The sequence below is a fragment of the Mesorhizobium sp. M0001 genome (assembly GCF_040324255.1).
Lineage (GTDB): Bacteria > Pseudomonadota > Alphaproteobacteria > Rhizobiales > Rhizobiaceae > Mesorhizobium.
Map to the genome: position 1 here is coordinate 1 of NZ_JAMYVS010000008.1, position 16,943 is coordinate 16,943.

Here is a 16,943-nt window from a genome sequence, read left to right on the forward strand (position 1 = left end):
GGGGAGCTACGCCATCGGCGGGCGGCGTGGCCGGTGGCGTGGCGGAAGCGTCGGTCGCCGGCGTGGCGGGCGCGCCGGTGGCTGCGGCGTCGCGGTCCGGGGGGGTCGCAGGCGCTGGTGCCGCAGGTGGCGCTGGAGCCGGTGGTGGCGGTGTGGTCAGCGCGGCGACGGACTCGCCCTCGCCGATGCCGCTTTGACCGGCCGCGGGACCGGGGTCGGTTTCACCGCCTTCGGGCGACAGGCGCTGGGTGAACTTCGTTCCCTCGCCGGCAGCGGCCGGTGCCGGTGCATCGGCCGCGGGCTTGGCCGGCGCCGGCTTTACCAGCGGTTCGGTCGAGACCGTCTTGGTGTCGCCGCCGAGGCCCAGCATCGAGCCAAAGGCATCCTTGTTCAGCCAGATGCCATAGCCGCCGCCGGCGACCACCAGAAGCGCGACGACAGCCGCGATCAACCCGCCATAGCTGCGCCTGCGCTCGGCGGGGCGCAGGCGTTGGAACGTGTCCGCCGCCGGCTGCTCGTCATTGGCAAAGACATCGGCGCTATCGTCGTCGGCGTCCAGCTCCGCGGCTTGCTTGTCGATGGTTTCTGCACGCGCCACAGGCGGAGGCGGTGTCGGAGCGGGCCTCTGCCAGCTCGGCTCTGTCCTGGTGGTCGGCGCCGGCTGCACGGGTTTCGCCGGCTGCCAGGCCGGCGCAGGCGTGGCGGAAGGCTTTACATGACTGGACTGGTTCTTGTTGCGGTCGATGGAGGAGAAGATGTGCTCCAGCTCCGCCAGTGGGTCGGATGCCGGCAGTGCCCTGGCATAGTCGCGCTCGACGCTCGAGATGGCATCTTCCAGGGATCGCTTCTGCGTGCTTATGGCTTCGGCGGCGAGCGGCGGCGAATACTCCGCAAGCTTCTTCGCCAGCATGGTACGAACGCTTTCATAGATCCGCGTACGCTTTTCGGGCGTTTCGTCGCCGTGCTTGTCGAGCGCCTTTTTCAGAATAGCAACGAAATCTGCCATGCTTCAGTCGACCTGTATTGTGTTTCCGCGCCGGCCCCCGCAAATCGGCCGCGATGCCCGGAAAGGCTTCAGAAAACTAGTCTTGAAACGGATCGGTCACAAGTATCGTGTCGTCCCGTTCCGGGCTGGTGGAAAGGAGCGCGACGGGTGCCCCGATCAGCTCCTCGATGTAACGGACATATTTGACGGCCTGCGCCGGAAGGTCGTTCCAACTGCGCGCGCCGGCTGTGGTGCCTTTCCAGCCTTCGAGCGTCTCGTAGACCGGCTCGACACGCGCCTGAGCGCCCTGGCTGGCCGGCAGATAGTCGATCGTTTCGCCGTCGAGACGGTAGCCGGTGCAGACCTTGATCTCATCCAGCCCGTCGAGCACGTCGAGTTTGGTCAGGGCGATGCCCTTGATACCGTTGACGGCGACGGCCTGGCGCACCAGCACGGCGTCGAACCAGCCGCAACGGCGTTTGCGCCCGGTGACGACGCCGAATTCGTGGCCACGCGTACCGAGAAATTCGCCAATCTCGTTCTTCTGCTCGGTCGGGAACGGGCCTTCGCCGACACGCGTCGTATAGGCCTTGGTGATGCCCAGGACATAGCCGATGGCGCCGGGGCCCACCCCCGAGCCGGCGGCTGCCTGGCCGGCAACGGTGTTGGACGAGGTGACGAACGGATAGGTGCCGTGGTCGATGTCGAGCAGCGTGCCTTGCGCGCCCTCGAACAGGATGCGTTCGCCGGCGCGGCGCTTGTCGTCGAGGATTTTCCAGACGCGGTCCATATAGGGCAGGATCTCATCGGCGACCGAGGTCAGCTCGGACATGATCGCGTCATGCGTGACTTCGCCATGGCCAAGCCCGCGACGCAGCGCATTGTGATGCGTCAGCAGCCTGTCGACCTTGAGGGGCAGCGTTTCCAAATCCGCCAGATCCATCACCCGAACCGCGCGCCGGCCCACCTTGTCCTCATAGGCTGGGCCGATGCCACGACGCGTCGTGCCAATTTTCGTCCCGGAATTGGAGGCGGCGTCCTCGCGGAATCCGTCCAGCTCCCGGTGCAGCGACAGGATAAGCGCGGTGTTTTCGGCTATTTTCAGGCGGTCCGGCGTGACCTCGACGCCTTGCGCCTTGAGTTTTGCCACTTCCGCGACAAAGGCGTGCGGGTCGAAGACGACGCCATTGCCGATGATCGACAGCTTGCCTTGCCGCACCACGCCCGACGGCAGCAGCGACAGTTTGTAGACCTTGCCGTCGACGACCAGCGTATGGCCGGCATTGTGGCCGCCCTGGAAGCGCACGACGACGTCGGCGCGCTCCGACAACCAGTCGACGATCTTGCCCTTGCCTTCGTCGCCCCATTGCGAGCCGACGACCACCACATTGGCCATGTTTCTTTTCCCTTGAGATGCCGCCCTGGCGGCCTGGATATGGTTCGAAACGACAGGCCTCTATAGCGTCAAGACCTCGCAAGCGCGACCTTTCTTTGCCGCCGAAAATGCCCTGAGGCACAACAATTTTCGGCTTTGACATCATTTACTTGCGTCGGCGGGGGCAATAGGCCGGCAAACACAACTCCCCAAGCGGCCGGAATCCCGCAATGCATCGACGCGCCTACCTGTTCCTGCTGCTGACTACCTTGTTGTGGGGCGGCAATTCCGTCGCCGGCAAGCTGGCGGTCGATCACGTCTCGCCGATGACGCTGGTCTTCCTGCGCTGGGTGCTGGCCGTTGCGATCCTGCTGCCGATCGGCTGGCGCACGATCAGGGAGGACTGGCCGGTGGTGCGCAAACACTGGTTCGTGCTGGCTGCACTTGGCGCCAGCGGCTTCACTCTGTTCAACACCATTTTCTACACCGCGCTCAACTACACGACCGCGATCAATGTCTCGATCGAACAGGCGGCGATGCCGGTCTTGATCATCGTTGCCAATTTCTTCTTCTTCCGCCTGCGCGTGAGCTGGGCTCAGATTGCGGGCGTGGTGCTGACCATCTTCGGTGTCATCTTGACTGCCTGCCACGGCGATCCGCGCCGGCTGCTCACATTGGAACTCAATTTCGGCGACGCCATCATGCTGGTCGCGGTCGTCCTCTACAGCGGTTATTCGGTCGGGCTGCGGCTGAAGCCGGTCATGCGCTGGCAGAGCCTGATGTTGTCCCTGGCGATCGCTGCCCTCATCACCTCGCTGCCGTTCTTCCTGTGGGAGGTCGCCGCCGGCAAGGTTATCGTCCCCGATATCAGCGGCTGGGTGGTCATCGTCTATACCGCGATCGGCGCTTCGGTCATTTCGCAGATCACTTACATCCGGGGCAACGAACTGATCGGCGCCAACCGTGCCGGGCTGTTCATCAATCTGGTGCCGATCTTCGGCACGTTGCTGTCAGTGCTGATCGTCGGCGAGACATTCCAGCTCTACCAGGCGCTGGCGCTCGTCCTGGTGCTGGGCGGCATTTCGCTCGCCGAATACAGCGGGCGCAAGATGGCGGCACCGAACCGCCGCGGATAACATTTGGCCGCTGCCGCGCTGCGCCGCCGTCGCGATAACTGCTGCCGCGCGCCGACCTGGAACATTTTACCTCTGGCGGAGTTTGCTGGGGAGGGAGGCAACAAGATGAGCCACAACCCTCGCAGCACGGCAAGCATTGCAGGTCACCCCATTCATCCAATGCTGATTCCGTTTCCGATCGCCTTCTTTGTCGGCACCTTCGTTTGCGATCTGATTTTCTGGCAAACAGCCGATCCAGGGTGGGTCACCGGATCGCTTTGGCTTCTCGGCGCCGGCCTGATCATGGGCGCCTTGGCCGCTCTTACCGGCCTGACGGATGTTCTCGGCGATGTTCGGATCCGCAATCTCACGACGGCATGGCTCCATGCCGGCGGCAACGTTCTCGTCGTGCTGATCGAGCTTTATAACTGGTACTCGCGTTATGTCGCTGGAGCGGCGGCTGTGATCCCGATCGGCTTTATCTTATCGCTGATCGTGGTTCTGATCCTGCTGTTTACAGGGTGGAAGGGCTGGGAACTGGTCTATCGGCATCGCGTGGGCGTCTCCGACGGCTCAGACGAATTGACCTGAACCGGCCTCTGCGACGGCCGCCCCAATGATGGGGGGAGGACCGCCGCATCCGCCAAGCCGTCAACTACATTGCGTTGACGTCGAACTGCAGCCGCTTGGCTGAGTCGATGGACTTGTGCGCCTTGACCTGTTCCAGCACTTTCTCCGGGAACGGCGCGTCGAGATAGAGCAGCGCGATCGCGTCGCCGCCCGGCCGGTTGCGGCCGAGCTGGAAGTTGGCGATGTTGACGCCGTTCTCGCCGCACACCGTGCCGAGCAGGCCGATAATGCCGGGCGCATCGGCATTGGTTGTGTAGAGCATGTGCTGGCCGACCTCGGCGTCGAGATTGATGCCCTTGATCTGGATGAAGCGCGGCTTGCCGTCGGAGAAGCAGGTGCCGGCGATCGAGCGCGTCATGTGCTCGGTCTTCACCGTCAGCTTGATGTAGCCGTCGAACACGCCCGACTTGTCGCGCTTGACCTCGGCGACGATGATGCCGCGCTCCTTCACCATGATGGGCGCCGACACCATATTGACGTCGGCGACCTGCGGCCGGATCAGTCCGGCAAGCGCGGCACTGATCAGGGCACGCGTGTTCATCGTCGCGGTCGAGCCATCGAACAGGATCTCGACCTCGTTGATCGGGTCCTCGGTGACCTGGCCGACAAAGGCGCCGAGCACTTCGGCGAGCTTGACGAACGGCTTCAGCCGCGGTGCTTCCTCGGCCGTGATCGAGGGCATGTTGATGGCATTCGAAACCGCACCCTTGATCAGATAGTCGGCCATCTGCTCGGCTACTTGCAGCGCAACGTTTTCCTGCGCTTCCGCTGTCGAGGCGCCGAGATGCGGCGTTGCCACCACATTCTCCATGCCGAACAGCGCATTGTTTTCCGCCGGTTCGACCTCGAACACATCGACGCCGGCGCCCGCCACCTTGCCGCTCTTCAGCGCCGCGACCAGGTCGGCCTCGACGATGAGCCCGCCACGCGCGCAATTGATGATGCGCACGCCGTTCTTCATCTTGGCGATCGCCGCCGCGTCGATGATGTTGCGCGTCTTGTCGGTCAGCGGCGTGTGCAGCGTGATGAAATCGGCGCGGGCGAAAAGCTCGTCCAGCTCGACCTTGTCGACGCCGAGTTCCTCGGCGCGCTTGTCCGACAGGAACGGGTCGAAGGCGACGACATGCATTTTCAGGCCGACCCCGCGCGTGGCGACGATCGAGCCGATATTGCCGCAGCCGATGACACCCAGCGCCTTGCCGGTGATCTCGACGCCCATGAAGCGGTTCTTTTCCCATTTGCCGGCATGGGTCGAGGCATTGGCCTCCGGGATCTGCCGTGCGAGTGCAAAGATCATCGCCACCGCATGTTCGGCTGTGGTGATCGAATTGCCGAAAGGCGTGTTCATCACGATGATGCCCTTGCGGCTCGCCGCGGGGATGTCGACATTGTCGACACCGATGCCGGCGCGGCCGACGACCTTGAGTCTTGTCGCGGCGTTGATCAGTTTTTCCGTGACCTTGGTCGCCGAGCGGATGGCAAGACCATCATACTGGTCGATGACTTCAAGCAGCTTTTCCTTGTCCTTGCCGAGATCGGGCAAATAGTCGACCTCGATGCCGCGGTCCTTGAATATCTGGACGGCGGTGGTGGAGAGTTTGTCAGAGACGAGAACGCGGGGCGCCATGGCGGCCTCCTTGAATTGGATTGTCGGGAAAGGGCGGCCCGCAGGCCACCACGAAATCTCAGGCTGCGGCCTTCAGCGAAGCCTTCTGCGTGGCGAAGGCCCAGTCGAGCCAAGGCAGCAGCGCTTCGAGATCGGAGGTCTCGACGGTGGCGCCGCACCAGATGCGCAGACCGGAAGGTGCGTCACGATAGGAGCCGATGTCGTACGCGACGCCTTCCTTGTCGAGCACAGAGACGATCGCCTTGGCGAAAGCCGCCTGCCCGTCGGCGTCGAGCGCCGCGACATCGGCGTCGGTGAAGGACAGACATACGGACGTGTTGGACCGTGTCGCCGCATCGACCGCGAGATGGCCTAGCCAGGACGATTTGTCGACAAAGCCATCGAGCACGGCGGCATTGGCATCGGCTCTGGCAATCAAGGCATCGAGACCGCCGATCGACTTCGCCCAATGAAGTGCATCGAGATAGTCCTCGACGCACAGCATCGACGGCGTGTTGATGGTCTCGCCCTTGAAGACGCCTTCGATCAGCTTGCCGCCCGAGGTCAGGCGGAAGATTTTCGGCAGCGGCCACGCCGGCTTGTAGGTTTCCAGTCGCTCGACGGCGCGAGGCGACAGGATCAGCATGCCGTGTGCGCCCTCGCCGCCCAGCACTTTCTGCCAGGAGAAAGTGACGACATCGAGCTTCTGGAAATCGAGCCTCTGCGCGAATGCGGCCGAGGTCGCGTCGCAGATGGTCAGGCCTTTGCGGTCGGCTGGAATGAAATCGCCATTCGGTACGCGCACGCCTGAGGTCGTGCCGTTCCAGGTGAAGACCGCATCGCGGTCGAAATCGATCTTGGTGAGATCCGGCAGCTCGCCATAGCCTGTCTCGATCTTTCTGATATCGACTAGCTTCAGCTGCTTGACCACGTCGGTGACCCAGCCGGAGCCAAAGCTTTCCCATGCCACCATGTCGACACCGCGTTCACCGAGCAGCGACCACAGCGCCATCTCGACAGCACCCGTGTCCGACGCCGGCACGATGCCGATGCGGTAATCGGCCGGAACCTGGAGAATCTCGCGCGTCAGCTCGATCGCCTGTTCGAGCTTGGTCTTGCCGATCTTGGCGCGGTGGGAACGGCCGAGCGCAGCATTCTTCAGTGCCTCGACCGACCAGCCGGGGCGTTTTGCGCAGGGACCTGAGGAGAAATTGGGGTTTGCCGGACGGAGTCCGGGCTTCGTATGCGTCGTCATCGTGGTCTATCCTTCCAGATAGTGGCCCCTCGTTGGGGAGGGGTGGCCCACGGACGGCGATATGCGTTCAGCCCTCAGGCGTCAAGAGGAAAGTTTTTGTCGCTGGCGGGATACCGGCGATACGGGATCAGCATGTCGTGGGCTAAAACGCAAACAGCGGATCGAAGAGATCCGCCGTTGGGCTTCCGAACAGCAAGCTTCCTACCAGAGGTCGTAGCGCAGGCCGAGCTTGACCTGATGATTGCTGATGCCCTTGCGGATCGGATAGGAGGTCAGGCTCTCGGCCGTGACATATTCGGCATCCGGCGCGGAGAAGTACTGGTAGCCGAGATCTACAGAAACATTCTTGGTCACCTGATAGGCCAGGCCCGCATCCAGCGTGTAGGCGAGGGAATACTGGGTCTTGTTGTCGTTCCGGACGAAATCATCCGTAGGGTCGACATTGTCGGTGAAGTAACTCGCCGACAGCTTGTATTTGCTCCGGACCAGCCCAATGCCGGCGCCGAGGTAGGGCGTGATCCCGACATAAGTGCCGAGATCGACATAGCCATTGACCATGCCCGACAGGGAATAATTTTGCAGCGATGCCGACGCGATGGTCGCACCACCCGGCGGCGGCGTCGCCGAATCGTCAAAGCCGACGCCGATCTTGTTGCCGGGCAGATAGCCAAGATTGACGTCGCCGCGCAGATAGTCGTTGAAGTGGTAGCCGAAGCCGATGCTGGCAAAGGCCGGATCCTGCTTCTCGCTGAAGCTCGCGGGGGCGAAGGTGAAATCCTGATCCTCGTAGCTCTTCTGCGCCAGATAAGAGACGTCGCCGCGCAGATACCAGCCCGAGCCGACCTCGACCGGTTGATAGTCCGGCGCCTGATCGACATAGATCGGCGGATCGTAGTCCGCGGCCTGCGCCGGCGTCAGCGGCACAAGGACGAGTGCGGCGAGCGCCGGCGCTGTCAGCGATTTGAAATTCATGGGTCCCCGGCTCCTGAAATTGGCGCCCGTCATTTTGATCGCAAGCGCCGTTTCACCAAGCATTGTTAACCATAGTGGTTAAGTCAGGGTTAAGGATAACGCGGCGTACCGAATTGATTTCGATTGGGTTTCTTCGGCACACGCGGCCGGTTGAAAACGCGCAAACATCGGCAAACGAAAACCGCCCGGCAAGACCGGGCGGTTCGCGAATTCCTAGATTTCGAAGCGACTACTTGGTGTAGATCGGCTCCGGCTCTGGAACGTAGGGCTCCGGCGATGTGCAACCATTATTGCCGCCGAACTGATAGCGCAGACCGCCTCGTACCTCATGTGTGTTGATGCCATGGTCGAAGCCGGGCCCGGAACTGCTCACGTCGAAGTCGAACATGCGGCCCCCCTCAATGTGAGAGTAGCGATAGCCGGCATCCAGGATCACCCTGTCGGTAAGGCAATAGGACGCGCCGGCCATGAGCGCGTAGGCAAAGCGCCAATTCTTCGACCCGGGGTTGGTCTCGGTTGTGTTCGGGTCGTGGACGGTATCCCATTTGACGTGCGCGCCGCCGATGCCAGCGCCAACATAAGGCGTGATGCCGTGCCAGGTGCCGATATCGTAATAGGCGTTGGCCAAGAGCAGCAATGCGCTCATTTTCGACACTTCGACGGAGGTCGTAACGCCATCGTTGGTTGATCCGTTGAAGTCCGAAGCGAACCAATAGTCGGCTGTCAGGTCGGTACGGAAATGATCGTTGATCTTGTAGCCAATGCCGGCGCCGAGTGAGAAGCCGCCCTTAAGCTCGCCGGAATCGAAAACATTGCTGCCGGGAGGCGGCCCGTAGGTGATATAGTCGATGCCGCGCAAATCCGATTTATGATAGTCGATGTCGCCGCGGATGTACCAGCCGCCGAAATCGGCCGGCTGCTCGTAGGCGATCGGCGCCGGCGCCTCTTCGACCACCGGCGGCTCCGCCAGATCGGCGGCGAATACTGGCCCGGCCACACCTGCGAACAGCGCGGCAAGGAGGGCCTTTTTTGCTGTATTGAACATGTTTGTCACCCCTGAGAACCGTCGGGAAAGTCCAACTTGCCCGAATGTGATTGACCTCAGTTGTGGATAATGAATTGGAAAAGTTAAAAGGCGTTTAACCCTGTCGATTAACCACGAATTCTCGACATTTTAGCAAACAGTCTCCGCCGGCATAACGCTGGGACCAACCCTGGCCGAAACAAAAAGCCCGCCTGCAGGCGGGCTTGAAGTCTTGAGCCGGCAGTTCGCCCCTGCCGTTGGAGGCAGCGCAATCAGGCGGCGCTGCGCGTTTCCGAAATGATGTCGACGATGTCGTTGACCACGGCCTCGACCAGCTGTGGGTCGTCGCCCTCGGCCATGACGCGGATCAGCGGCTCGGTGCCGGAGGGCCGTATGACCAGGCGGCCGGCCTTGCCAAGACGGTTGCGCGCATCTTCGATCGCCGCCTTGACCAAGGCTTCTTCAAGCGGCTTGCCGCCGGCGATGCGGACATTCTTCAACAGCTGCGGCACCGGCTCGAATTTCTTCGACAATTCGCTAACCGGCCGGTTCTGCCGCTTGATGCAGGCCAGCACCTGCAGCGCCGAGACCAGCCCGTCGCCAGTGGTCGAGAAATCGGACAGCACAATGTGGCCCGACTGCTCGCCGCCGACATTCAACCCATGCGCGCGCATATGCTCAACGACATAGCGGTCGCCGACCTTGGTGCGATGCAGCTGCAACTTCATGTCGCCAAGGAAGCGTTCGAGGCCGAGATTGGACATCACCGTCGAGACGACGCCGCCGCCGGCCAGTCGCCCGCTCTGGTGCCAGGACTCGGCGATCAGCGCCATGATCTGGTCACCGTCGACGATGGTGCCGTTCTCGTCGACGATGACGACACGGTCGGCATCACCGTCGAGTGCGATGCCGATATCGGCGCGCACTTCATGCACCTTCTTCTGCAGGCCGGCCGGATGGGTCGAGCCGCATTCCTTGTTGATGTTAAAACCGTTCGGATCGACATTGATGGCAATGACCTCGGCGCCCAGTTCCCAAAGTGCGGCAGGCGCCACCTTGTAGGCTGCGCCATTGGCGCAATCGACGACGATCCTGAGACCCGACAGCGACATCGAGCGCGGCAGCGTGCGCTTGGCGAATTCGATGTAGCGGTCATGCACGCCGTCGACGCGCTTGGCGCGGCCGAGCCCGTCGGAATCGGCGAGCGCCAGTTCGATATCCTTGTCGAGCATGCTCTCGATGCGCTCCTCGATCTCGTCGGAGAGCTTGTAGCCATCGGGACCGAACAGCTTGATGCCGTTGTCGTAATAAGGGTTGTGCGAGGCCGAGATCATGACGCCGATATCGGCGCGCAGCGAGCGCACCAGCATGGCGACCGCCGGTGTCGGGATCGGGCCGAGCAGGAACACATCCATGCCGGCCGCGCACAGGCCGGACACCATGGCGTTTTCGATCATGTAGCCGGACAGCCTGGTGTCCTTGCCGAGCACGACGCGGTGGCGATGGCTGCCGCGCTGGAACGACAGGCCGGCGGCCATGCCGACCCGCATCGCGATCTCAGCCGTCATCGGAAACTTGTTGGCGCGCCCGCGAATGCCGTCGGTGCCAAAATAACGTCCTGCCATGCTTGCCAGAATCCCCGTCGGTTTTCAGCCGGCTCGTAATGCCACAATTGGTCCGAGCCCGACTATCACATTGTGTGATTGTATATTACCAATTCTTAGAAAATCATTGTAGCAGGCTGTTCGGAGCGTTGGCAGCGTATCATGACACGGTGTTGCCGCAATATAACATTCACACTGGGCCACACTGCGCAGATTGGGCCGGTAAGCCGGACTGTTGGAGGGGCAGATCGCAAGGGTCCATCACCTTATCGGGAGAACGCCGTTTAGCATCTGGCGCAGCCTAGCGTTGAGAGCTATTGATTGACACAGATACAACCTATGGACGCAGCAACGGGAGAACGCCATGCTCATCCACCGACTTGCAACTTTGACGGGTCTTGCCGTCGCAACCTTGTTCATGGCGGCGCCCGCCAGCGCGCTGACCATGGCCCAGTGTAGTACCAAGTATAATGCCGCCAAGGACGCCGGCACGCTGAACGGGCAGACCTGGAATCAGTATCGGAAGGCCGAGTGCGGCACCGACGCGGCGGCCACCACCGAGACCGCAAAGCCGGCGGCCAAGAAGGCCGCTGCGGCCAAGACGGACACGACCAAGGCCGCCGCCGCTGCTGATGACGGCGCCAAGGGTCTGACGGCCAAGGAATGCAGCGCTAAATACCAGGCTGCCAAGGCCGCCGGTACGCTCAATGGCGCAAAGTGGAACGACTTCCGCAAGACCGAATGCGCCGCCGGCGCATCCGCCGCGGCAGAACCCGCCAAGGCCACGACCAAGGCCGCAGCCACAACCGACGATGGCGCCAAGGGCCTGACAGCCAAGGAATGCAGCACCAAGTACCAGGCGGCAAAGGCCGCCGGCACACTGAACGGCGTGAAGTGGAACGACTTCCGCAAGACCGAATGCGCCGCCGGGGCCTCGGCCGCGGCAGCACCCGCCAAGGCAACCACCAAGGCAGCTGCCGACAGCAGCGGCAAGGGCCTGAGCATGGCCGATTGCAGCGCCAAGTACCAGGCTGCCAAGTCTGCCAATACGCTGGGCGGCAAGAAGTGGAACGACTTCCGCAAGGCCGAATGCGGCGCAGGCGCAGATGACGACGACACCGTGCCCGCTCCGAGCGAGGCGACCTATACCAGCGAGCCCGAGAAGCCCTCGGTCACCGCTCCCAAGGGCGTGAAGTTCCCGGCCGCGATCTCGAAGAAATACGCCGGCGAGACGCCGGCCAAGGGCCGCATGCACACCTGCCTCGAGCTCTACTACGCCAACAAGGATGCCAACACGCTGAATGGCCTGCGCTGGATCCAGAAGGGCGGCGGCTTCTACAGCCTCTGCAATGCCAAGCTGAAGAGCTGATCGCGTAGCCATATTCTCCAGACAGAGGCCCGCGCATCGCAACATGCGCGGGCCTTTTTATTGCGCTCGAAAACATCTGGCGTTGCTCGCGTTTACATATCGCGGAAGGTGTTGGCATCATCTATTCGCCCACACTGCCCACCGCAGACTTACGGTTGGCGCAAAGATTCCAGTTGAACATATGCAGAACAAACGGTATACAAAAGGACATCGAACTTTTGTCAACCAGGAGGGTCTTATGTCCAGATTGAAATTGGCGGCATTGGCTGTGACGGCATGGATTGCGTGGAGCGTCACCCCTGCAAGCGCACTGACAATGAAGGAATGCGGCGAGGCCTATCGCACAGCCAAGGAAGGCGGCACTCTGAACGGCATGGATTGGACCGCTTTCCGCACCGAGAAGTGTGCGACGTCAGCTGCGGAGAGTGCCAATGCGGATGCGGTCAAAACCGAGCCGCAGCCGCAGAAGGAAACCAGCGCGGCGGTCGCCCCCGCTGTAGCGCCGACGGGCGTGACATTCCCGACCACCCTCGCCGCCGAATTCAAGACCGAGAAGCCCTCGAAGGCGCGGATGAAGACCTGCCTGCAGGGCTACCACGGCAACAAGGACGCGGGTACGTTGAACGGCCTTCGCTGGATCCAGAAGGGCGGCGGCTATTACAGCCTCTGCAACGCCAAGCTGAAGAGCTGATCGACCAGCAGCGTTTGAAGATCGAAGGCCCCCAACCGCAAGGTTGGCGGGCCTTCTCTCGGGTCTTGCCCCGTCAAGCGCCTTGTTTCGAGAGCTGGAGCAGTGCGACCAGGCTTGTAAGATCGGCATTGGCCTGGCCGGCAGCCACCCCGCGCTTCATCAGGCTTTGCATCGGCAGGACGAGTTCGGTGCTGACATCAGCCGACCTGCTGGCATCGATGAGATTGACGTAGGCATCAGCCTGCATGCCCAGATTGGAAACGACATTGCTGGTGTGATCGCCACTGTCGATCTGTTCGGCCCACTTCGGCAGCAGGCCTTGCATCGACTGAAGCCAGGAGGCCAGCAGCGGCATGAACTCGCCGGCCGGGATTCCTGCTGCGCCCGTCAATGCCAACGCCTGCAGAACGCCCGCGAACATGCCGTACATGCCGGTCAGAAGCGAGATATCATAGAGCGGCGCGAGGCCAGCATCCTCACCGAGGAATTTGCTGGTGCCGAGCGCTCCGAGCTGCCCCGAACAGGCATCGAACGCCTGGCGCGAACCGCTGTAGAGAATCAGTGCGTGCGGCCCGCCGATCATCGGCGGCACCGCCATGATGCCGCCGTCGATATAGCTGGCGCCTTGGCTCACCGCCCAGCCCGACATCGCCCGCGCCTGCTCGGGCGTGCCGTTGGTGAGATTGACCAATGTGCGGCCCGACAGCGCCTCTCGGCTTGGGCCGAGCACCTCACGAACGGTGTCATAGACAAGCAGGCACGCCACGATCAGTGGACTCGATCTGACGGCTTCCTCGACACTCTTGGCCACAATGGCGCCCTTGGCTGCCAAAGCCTCAGCCCTTGCCGGAGAACGGTTCCACACCGTCACCGCATGTCCCTGGTTCAGAAAGGCTTCGGCAAGCGCCGTGCCCATGGCGCCGAGACCGATCACTGTTATGTCGCTCATTCTGCTTCTCCTTGGTTTGGTTGCGCGGTTACGCCGGTGTCGGGCTCAGGTCCTGGCCAAGGCCACCGTCCACGGTCAGCCGCGCGCCCGTGGTGAAGGTCGCGTCGAACGCCAGGAACAGCACTGCGCGCGCCACCTCCTCCATCGTGCCGTGGCGCCTCATCGGCGTGACCGCGTCGCCGATCGCCATGAAGGCGGCCCGCTCCTCGGCCGACGCGTCGGCCACACCCATCGTCGGCGTATCGATGAAACCAGGGCTGACCACATTCACGCGGATCCGGCGCGGCAGAAGCTCGGCGGCCAGGACCTTGGCGAAGGCGCGCAGTGCCGCCTTCGATCCGGAATAGACGCTCATGCCGCCAGTGCCGGATTCGTCGGCGATCGACGAGGTGAAGACTATGGCGCCACCATCCCTGATGAGGGGCAGCAGGCGCTGCGCGGTGAAGAAAGCGCCTTTGGTGTTGATGTCGAAGGTGCGATCGTAACTGTCCTCGGTGACCCGCTCGACGGGTTCGAGATTGGCCACCCCGGCATTGACGTGAAGGAAGTCGATCTGGCCAAGCTTCTGCCCCACTTCGGCACCGAGCGTGACGATATCGGCCATGTCTGAGATATCGGACCGCACGACATGAGCTCGCGAAAACAGCTTGACTCGCGCGGCCTCGATGTTGCGCTGGTCGCGGCCGGTGACCAGGACCTCGGCGCCGCTTTCGATCAGGGCTTCGGCAACGGCGAGCCCCATGCCGTGCGTCCCGCCGATGACAACGGCCTTCTTGTTTGCGTATCGTGTCATGATCCATCCCTTTTTGACAAAATCCGGCCGCCGACGGCCTTTGCAGGTCGAAGCGAGGTACCGATATGATGTTGTGGTGTTCGCCGATGCCGGCGAGCTGGTTTGAAGCTATGGACCGGCTTGGTTTTTCTCAAGTACCGACAAAAATGTAAGCTACCCACCGATTGCTCAGAATTGGATGAAACATGGGAAAGAAACAGCCAGATAGTTGCGGATTGGGGCCGGCGCTGGAGGTCATCAGCGGCAAATGGAAGGCGCTACTGCTCTGGCAGATTCACAAGGCGCCGGCACGATTCGGTGAGCTGAAGCGGCTGGTGCCTGACATCAGCGAAAAGATGCTGATCCAACAGCTGCGCGAAATGGAGGCCGACGGCATCGTCCATCGCGAAATCTTTCCCGAGGTGCCGCCGAGGGTCGAATACTCGATTACCGAATTCGGCATCGAGCTGGACAATGCCCTGATCCCGCTGGCCAGATGGGGCAAGCAACATGCTGGCCGGACTGACGGTGTGCGCCCCGGCAAAGCAAATGCATCCGTCCCGCATGCTATTTGAGAGACCCTGAATAGCAAAACGCCGCGGATTGAGCCGCGGCGTTTTCTTGCATCAAGTGATGTCAGCTCAGCTCGACGGCTGAGGCTCCATGCCGCCTTCGGGCTCGGGACCCTTCTTGCGGCGGCCGGACTTCGGCACAGCCGAGCCGCGGCTTGTGGGGGTGTCATCCCCCAAATCTCGCGCGGGCTTCTGCCCGGCGATCAGCTGCTTGATCTCTTCGCCCGAAAGCGTCTCGTATTCGAGCAGGCCCTGCGCCAGAGCGATCCATTCCTTCTTCTTCTTGGTCAGAATGGACTTGGCCGTGACATAGGCCTCGTCGATCAGCCGGCGCACTTCGGCGTCGATGATCTGCGCGGTCTCTTCCGAGACGTTCTGCGTGCGCGCCACCGAATGGCCGAGGAAAACCTCTTCCTGGTTGTCGCCATAGGCGACATGGCCGAGCTTGTCGGAGAAGCCCCAGCGCGTGACCATGGCGCGCGCCAGCTTTGTCGCCTGCTCGATGTCCGAAGAGGCGCCGGAGGTGATGTTCTCCTTGCCGAACTTGAACTCCTCTGCGACGCGGCCGCCCATCATGATGGCAAGCCGCGAGATCATGTATTTGTAGCTCATCGAATAGCGATCGCCTTCCGGCAGCTGCATGACCATGCCGAGCGCGCGACCGCGCGGGATGATGGTCGCCTTGTGCAGCGGATCGGCCGACGGCACGTTGAGCGCCAGGATGGCGTGGCCGGCCTCGTGATAGGCCGTGAGTTCCTTTTCGGCCTGGGTCATGGCCGACGAGCGGCGCTCGGCGCCCATCATGATCTTGTCTTTGGCGTCCTCGAACTCGGCCATGGTGACAAGTCGCTTGTTGCGGCGCGCCGCCATCAGAGCGGATTCATTGACCAGGTTCATCAGGTCGGCGCCCGAGAAGCCCGGCGTGCCGCGTGCGATCACCTTGAGGTCGACATTCGGCGCCAGCGGCACGTTGCGCACATGCACCTTGAGGATCTTCTCGCGGCCGACGATGTCGGGGTTCGGCACCACCACCTGGCGGTCGAAACGGCCCGGACGCAGCAGCGCCGGGTCGAGCACGTCGGGCCGGTTGGTGGCGGCGATCAGGATGATGCTCTCGTTGGACTCGAAGCCGTCCATCTCGACCAGCAGCTGGTTCAGCGTCTGTTCGCGCTCATCATTGCCACCGCCGAGGCCGGCGCCGCGATGGCGGCCGACAGCGTCGATTTCGTCGATGAAGATGATGCAGGGAGCATTCTTCTTGGCCTGGTCGAACATGTCGCGGACACGGCTTGCGCCGACGCCGACGAACATCTCGACGAAGTCGGAACCCGAAATGGTAAAGAACGGCACATTGGCCTCGCCGGCGACGGAGCGGGCGAGCAGCGTCTTGCCGGTGCCGGGAGGTCCGACCAGAAGCACGCCGCGCGGGATCTTGCCGCCGAGGCGCTGGAACTTCTGCGGATCGCGCAGGAACTCGACGATCTCTTCCAGATCTTCCTTGGCCTCGTCGACGCCGGCGACATCCTGGAAGGTGACGCGGCCATGCGCCTCAGTGAGAAGCTTGGCCTTCGACTTGCCGAAACCCATGGCGCGGCCGGAGCCGGACTGCATCTGGCGCATGAAGAATATCCACACGCCAAGGATCAGGATCATCGGCAGGTAGGAGATCAGATAGCTGAACAGCGAGTTGGAACCGTCCGACTCAGGCCGCGCATTGATGGTGACGTTCTTGTCCTGCAGCCGCGAGACCAGCTGCGGATCGCCAGGCGAATAGGTCTGGAAGCCATTGGCGTTGTCGGCGTAGGTGCCCGTGATGCGGGCGCCGGCGATGACCACCGTCTTGACCCGGCCGGCCGCGACCTCTTGCAGGAACTGCGAATAGGGAACGTCGGTCGAGGCCCCGCGAGTCTGCGGCGTCTGGAACAGATTGAAGAGAGCAATGAGCAGGACCGCTATGATCGCCCAGAGCGCGAGATTGCGATAATTCGGATTCATCAATTGTCCCGTTGGTGCCCGCTGGGACA

Annotated in this window: 14 protein-coding genes and 1 pseudogene; 5 read left to right on the forward strand and 10 right to left on the reverse strand. The window is 62.4% G+C overall.

Going from position 1 to position 16,943, the window contains the following annotated elements:
- Both NKK50_RS21420 and NKK50_RS21425 read right to left on the reverse strand, forming a co-directional pair.
- A pseudogene (locus tag NKK50_RS21420) lies at window positions 1-1,006 on the reverse strand (hypothetical protein); the annotation flags it as partial.
- Between the two features lie 76 nt (window positions 1,007-1,082).
- Window positions 1,083-2,381, reverse strand: coding sequence for an adenylosuccinate synthase (locus NKK50_RS21425; RefSeq protein ID WP_023737850.1), 1,299 nt, complete (start codon window positions 2,379-2,381; stop codon window positions 1,083-1,085).
- A gap of 209 nt (window positions 2,382-2,590) precedes the next feature.
- Between NKK50_RS21425 and NKK50_RS21430 the strand changes: the two genes are divergently transcribed.
- Both NKK50_RS21430 and NKK50_RS21435 read left to right on the forward strand, forming a co-directional pair.
- A complete protein-coding gene (locus NKK50_RS21430; RefSeq protein ID WP_023834649.1) occupies window positions 2,591-3,496 on the forward strand; it encodes a DMT family transporter in 906 nt (301 codons plus the stop codon).
- A 105-nt stretch (window positions 3,497-3,601) separates the two neighbouring features.
- Entirely contained in the window at window positions 3,602-4,066 is a 465-nt protein-coding gene (locus tag NKK50_RS21435; RefSeq protein WP_023737852.1) for a DUF2231 domain-containing protein, read from the forward strand.
- 64 nt (window positions 4,067-4,130) lie between these two features.
- On the opposite strand, the gene serA is transcribed toward NKK50_RS21435, so the two are convergent.
- From serA to glmM, 5 genes are all read right to left on the reverse strand, one after another.
- Window positions 4,131-5,732, reverse strand: a complete 1,602-nt coding sequence (gene serA, locus NKK50_RS21440) for a phosphoglycerate dehydrogenase (RefSeq protein WP_023745014.1) — start codon at window positions 5,730-5,732, stop codon at window positions 4,131-4,133.
- 58 nt (window positions 5,733-5,790) lie between these two features.
- Entirely contained in the window at window positions 5,791-6,966 is a 1,176-nt protein-coding gene (locus NKK50_RS21445; RefSeq protein WP_023742248.1) for a phosphoserine transaminase, read from the reverse strand.
- 201 nt (window positions 6,967-7,167) lie between these two features.
- Window positions 7,168-7,938: an outer membrane protein gene (locus NKK50_RS21450; protein ID WP_023684192.1), complete on the reverse strand. Its 771-nt coding sequence runs from the start codon at window positions 7,936-7,938 to the stop codon at window positions 7,168-7,170.
- A 229-nt stretch (window positions 7,939-8,167) separates the two neighbouring features.
- Window positions 8,168-8,983: an outer membrane protein gene (locus NKK50_RS21455; protein ID WP_023684191.1), complete on the reverse strand. Its 816-nt coding sequence runs from the start codon at window positions 8,981-8,983 to the stop codon at window positions 8,168-8,170.
- Between the two features lie 251 nt (window positions 8,984-9,234).
- Window positions 9,235-10,587, reverse strand: coding sequence for a phosphoglucosamine mutase (gene glmM / locus NKK50_RS21460; protein ID WP_023704880.1), 1,353 nt, complete (start codon window positions 10,585-10,587; stop codon window positions 9,235-9,237).
- 343 nt (window positions 10,588-10,930) lie between these two features.
- Here glmM and NKK50_RS21465 point away from each other — a divergent pair, with 343 nt between their 5' ends.
- Both NKK50_RS21465 and NKK50_RS21470 read left to right on the forward strand, forming a co-directional pair.
- Window positions 10,931-11,935, forward strand: coding sequence for a hypothetical protein (locus NKK50_RS21465; protein WP_023699185.1), 1,005 nt, complete (start codon window positions 10,931-10,933; stop codon window positions 11,933-11,935).
- Between the two features lie 238 nt (window positions 11,936-12,173).
- On the forward strand, window positions 12,174-12,626 hold the full coding sequence (locus NKK50_RS21470; protein ID WP_023744990.1) for a hypothetical protein: 453 nt from the start codon (window positions 12,174-12,176) through the stop codon (window positions 12,624-12,626).
- A gap of 73 nt (window positions 12,627-12,699) precedes the next feature.
- Here the strand turns inward: NKK50_RS21470 and NKK50_RS21475 are convergent, their stop codons facing one another.
- Together NKK50_RS21475 and NKK50_RS21480 are read right to left on the reverse strand one after the other, a co-directional pair.
- A complete protein-coding gene (locus NKK50_RS21475; protein WP_023726187.1) occupies window positions 12,700-13,575 on the reverse strand; it encodes an NAD(P)-dependent oxidoreductase in 876 nt (291 codons plus the stop codon).
- Window positions 13,576-13,603: 28 nt separating this feature from the next.
- A complete protein-coding gene (locus tag NKK50_RS21480) occupies window positions 13,604-14,368 on the reverse strand; it encodes an SDR family oxidoreductase (RefSeq protein WP_023726186.1) in 765 nt (254 codons plus the stop codon).
- Between the two features lie 215 nt (window positions 14,369-14,583).
- Here NKK50_RS21480 and NKK50_RS21485 point away from each other — a divergent pair, with 215 nt between their 5' ends.
- Window positions 14,584-14,922 carry a winged helix-turn-helix transcriptional regulator gene (locus NKK50_RS21485; protein WP_023703179.1) on the forward strand — a complete coding sequence of 113 codons (339 nt, stop codon included), beginning with the start codon at window positions 14,584-14,586 and terminating at the stop codon, window positions 14,920-14,922.
- 66 nt (window positions 14,923-14,988) lie between these two features.
- Here NKK50_RS21485 and ftsH read toward each other — a convergent pair whose 3' ends face one another.
- Complete coding sequence (ftsH, locus tag NKK50_RS21490; protein WP_023673598.1) at window positions 14,989-16,914, reverse strand: ATP-dependent zinc metalloprotease FtsH; 1,926 nt, start codon at window positions 16,912-16,914, stop codon at window positions 14,989-14,991.
- Between the last annotated feature and the right edge of the window lie 29 nt (window positions 16,915-16,943).

Excerpts from the sequence above, each read along its gene's own strand:
- NKK50_RS21450 (WP_023684192.1), bottom strand. The coding sequence starts at position 7,938 with ATGAATTTCAAATCGCTGACAGCGCCGGCGCTCGCCGCACTCGTCCTT.
- NKK50_RS21475 (WP_023726187.1), bottom strand. The coding sequence starts at position 13,575 with ATGAGCGACATAACAGTGATCGGTCTCGGCGCCATGGGCACGGCGCTT.
- serA (WP_023745014.1), bottom strand. The coding sequence starts at position 5,732 with ATGGCGCCCCGCGTTCTCGTCTCTGACAAACTCTCCACCACCGCCGTC.
- NKK50_RS21480 (WP_023726186.1), bottom strand. The coding sequence starts at position 14,368 with ATGACACGATACGCAAACAAGAAGGCCGTTGTCATCGGCGGGACGCAC.
- NKK50_RS21435 (WP_023737852.1), top strand. The coding sequence starts at position 3,602 with ATGAGCCACAACCCTCGCAGCACGGCAAGCATTGCAGGTCACCCCATT.
- NKK50_RS21425 (WP_023737850.1), bottom strand. The coding sequence starts at position 2,381 with ATGGCCAATGTGGTGGTCGTCGGCTCGCAATGGGGCGACGAAGGCAAG.
- NKK50_RS21445 (WP_023742248.1), bottom strand. The coding sequence starts at position 6,966 with ATGACGACGCATACGAAGCCCGGACTCCGTCCGGCAAACCCCAATTTC.
- NKK50_RS21430 (WP_023834649.1), top strand. The coding sequence starts at position 2,591 with ATGCATCGACGCGCCTACCTGTTCCTGCTGCTGACTACCTTGTTGTGG.
- NKK50_RS21465 (WP_023699185.1), top strand. The coding sequence starts at position 10,931 with ATGCTCATCCACCGACTTGCAACTTTGACGGGTCTTGCCGTCGCAACC.
- NKK50_RS21455 (WP_023684191.1), bottom strand. The coding sequence starts at position 8,983 with ATGTTCAATACAGCAAAAAAGGCCCTCCTTGCCGCGCTGTTCGCAGGT.
- ftsH (WP_023673598.1), bottom strand. The coding sequence starts at position 16,914 with ATGAATCCGAATTATCGCAATCTCGCGCTCTGGGCGATCATAGCGGTC.
- glmM (WP_023704880.1), bottom strand. The coding sequence starts at position 10,587 with ATGGCAGGACGTTATTTTGGCACCGACGGCATTCGCGGGCGCGCCAAC.
- NKK50_RS21470 (WP_023744990.1), top strand. The coding sequence starts at position 12,174 with ATGTCCAGATTGAAATTGGCGGCATTGGCTGTGACGGCATGGATTGCG.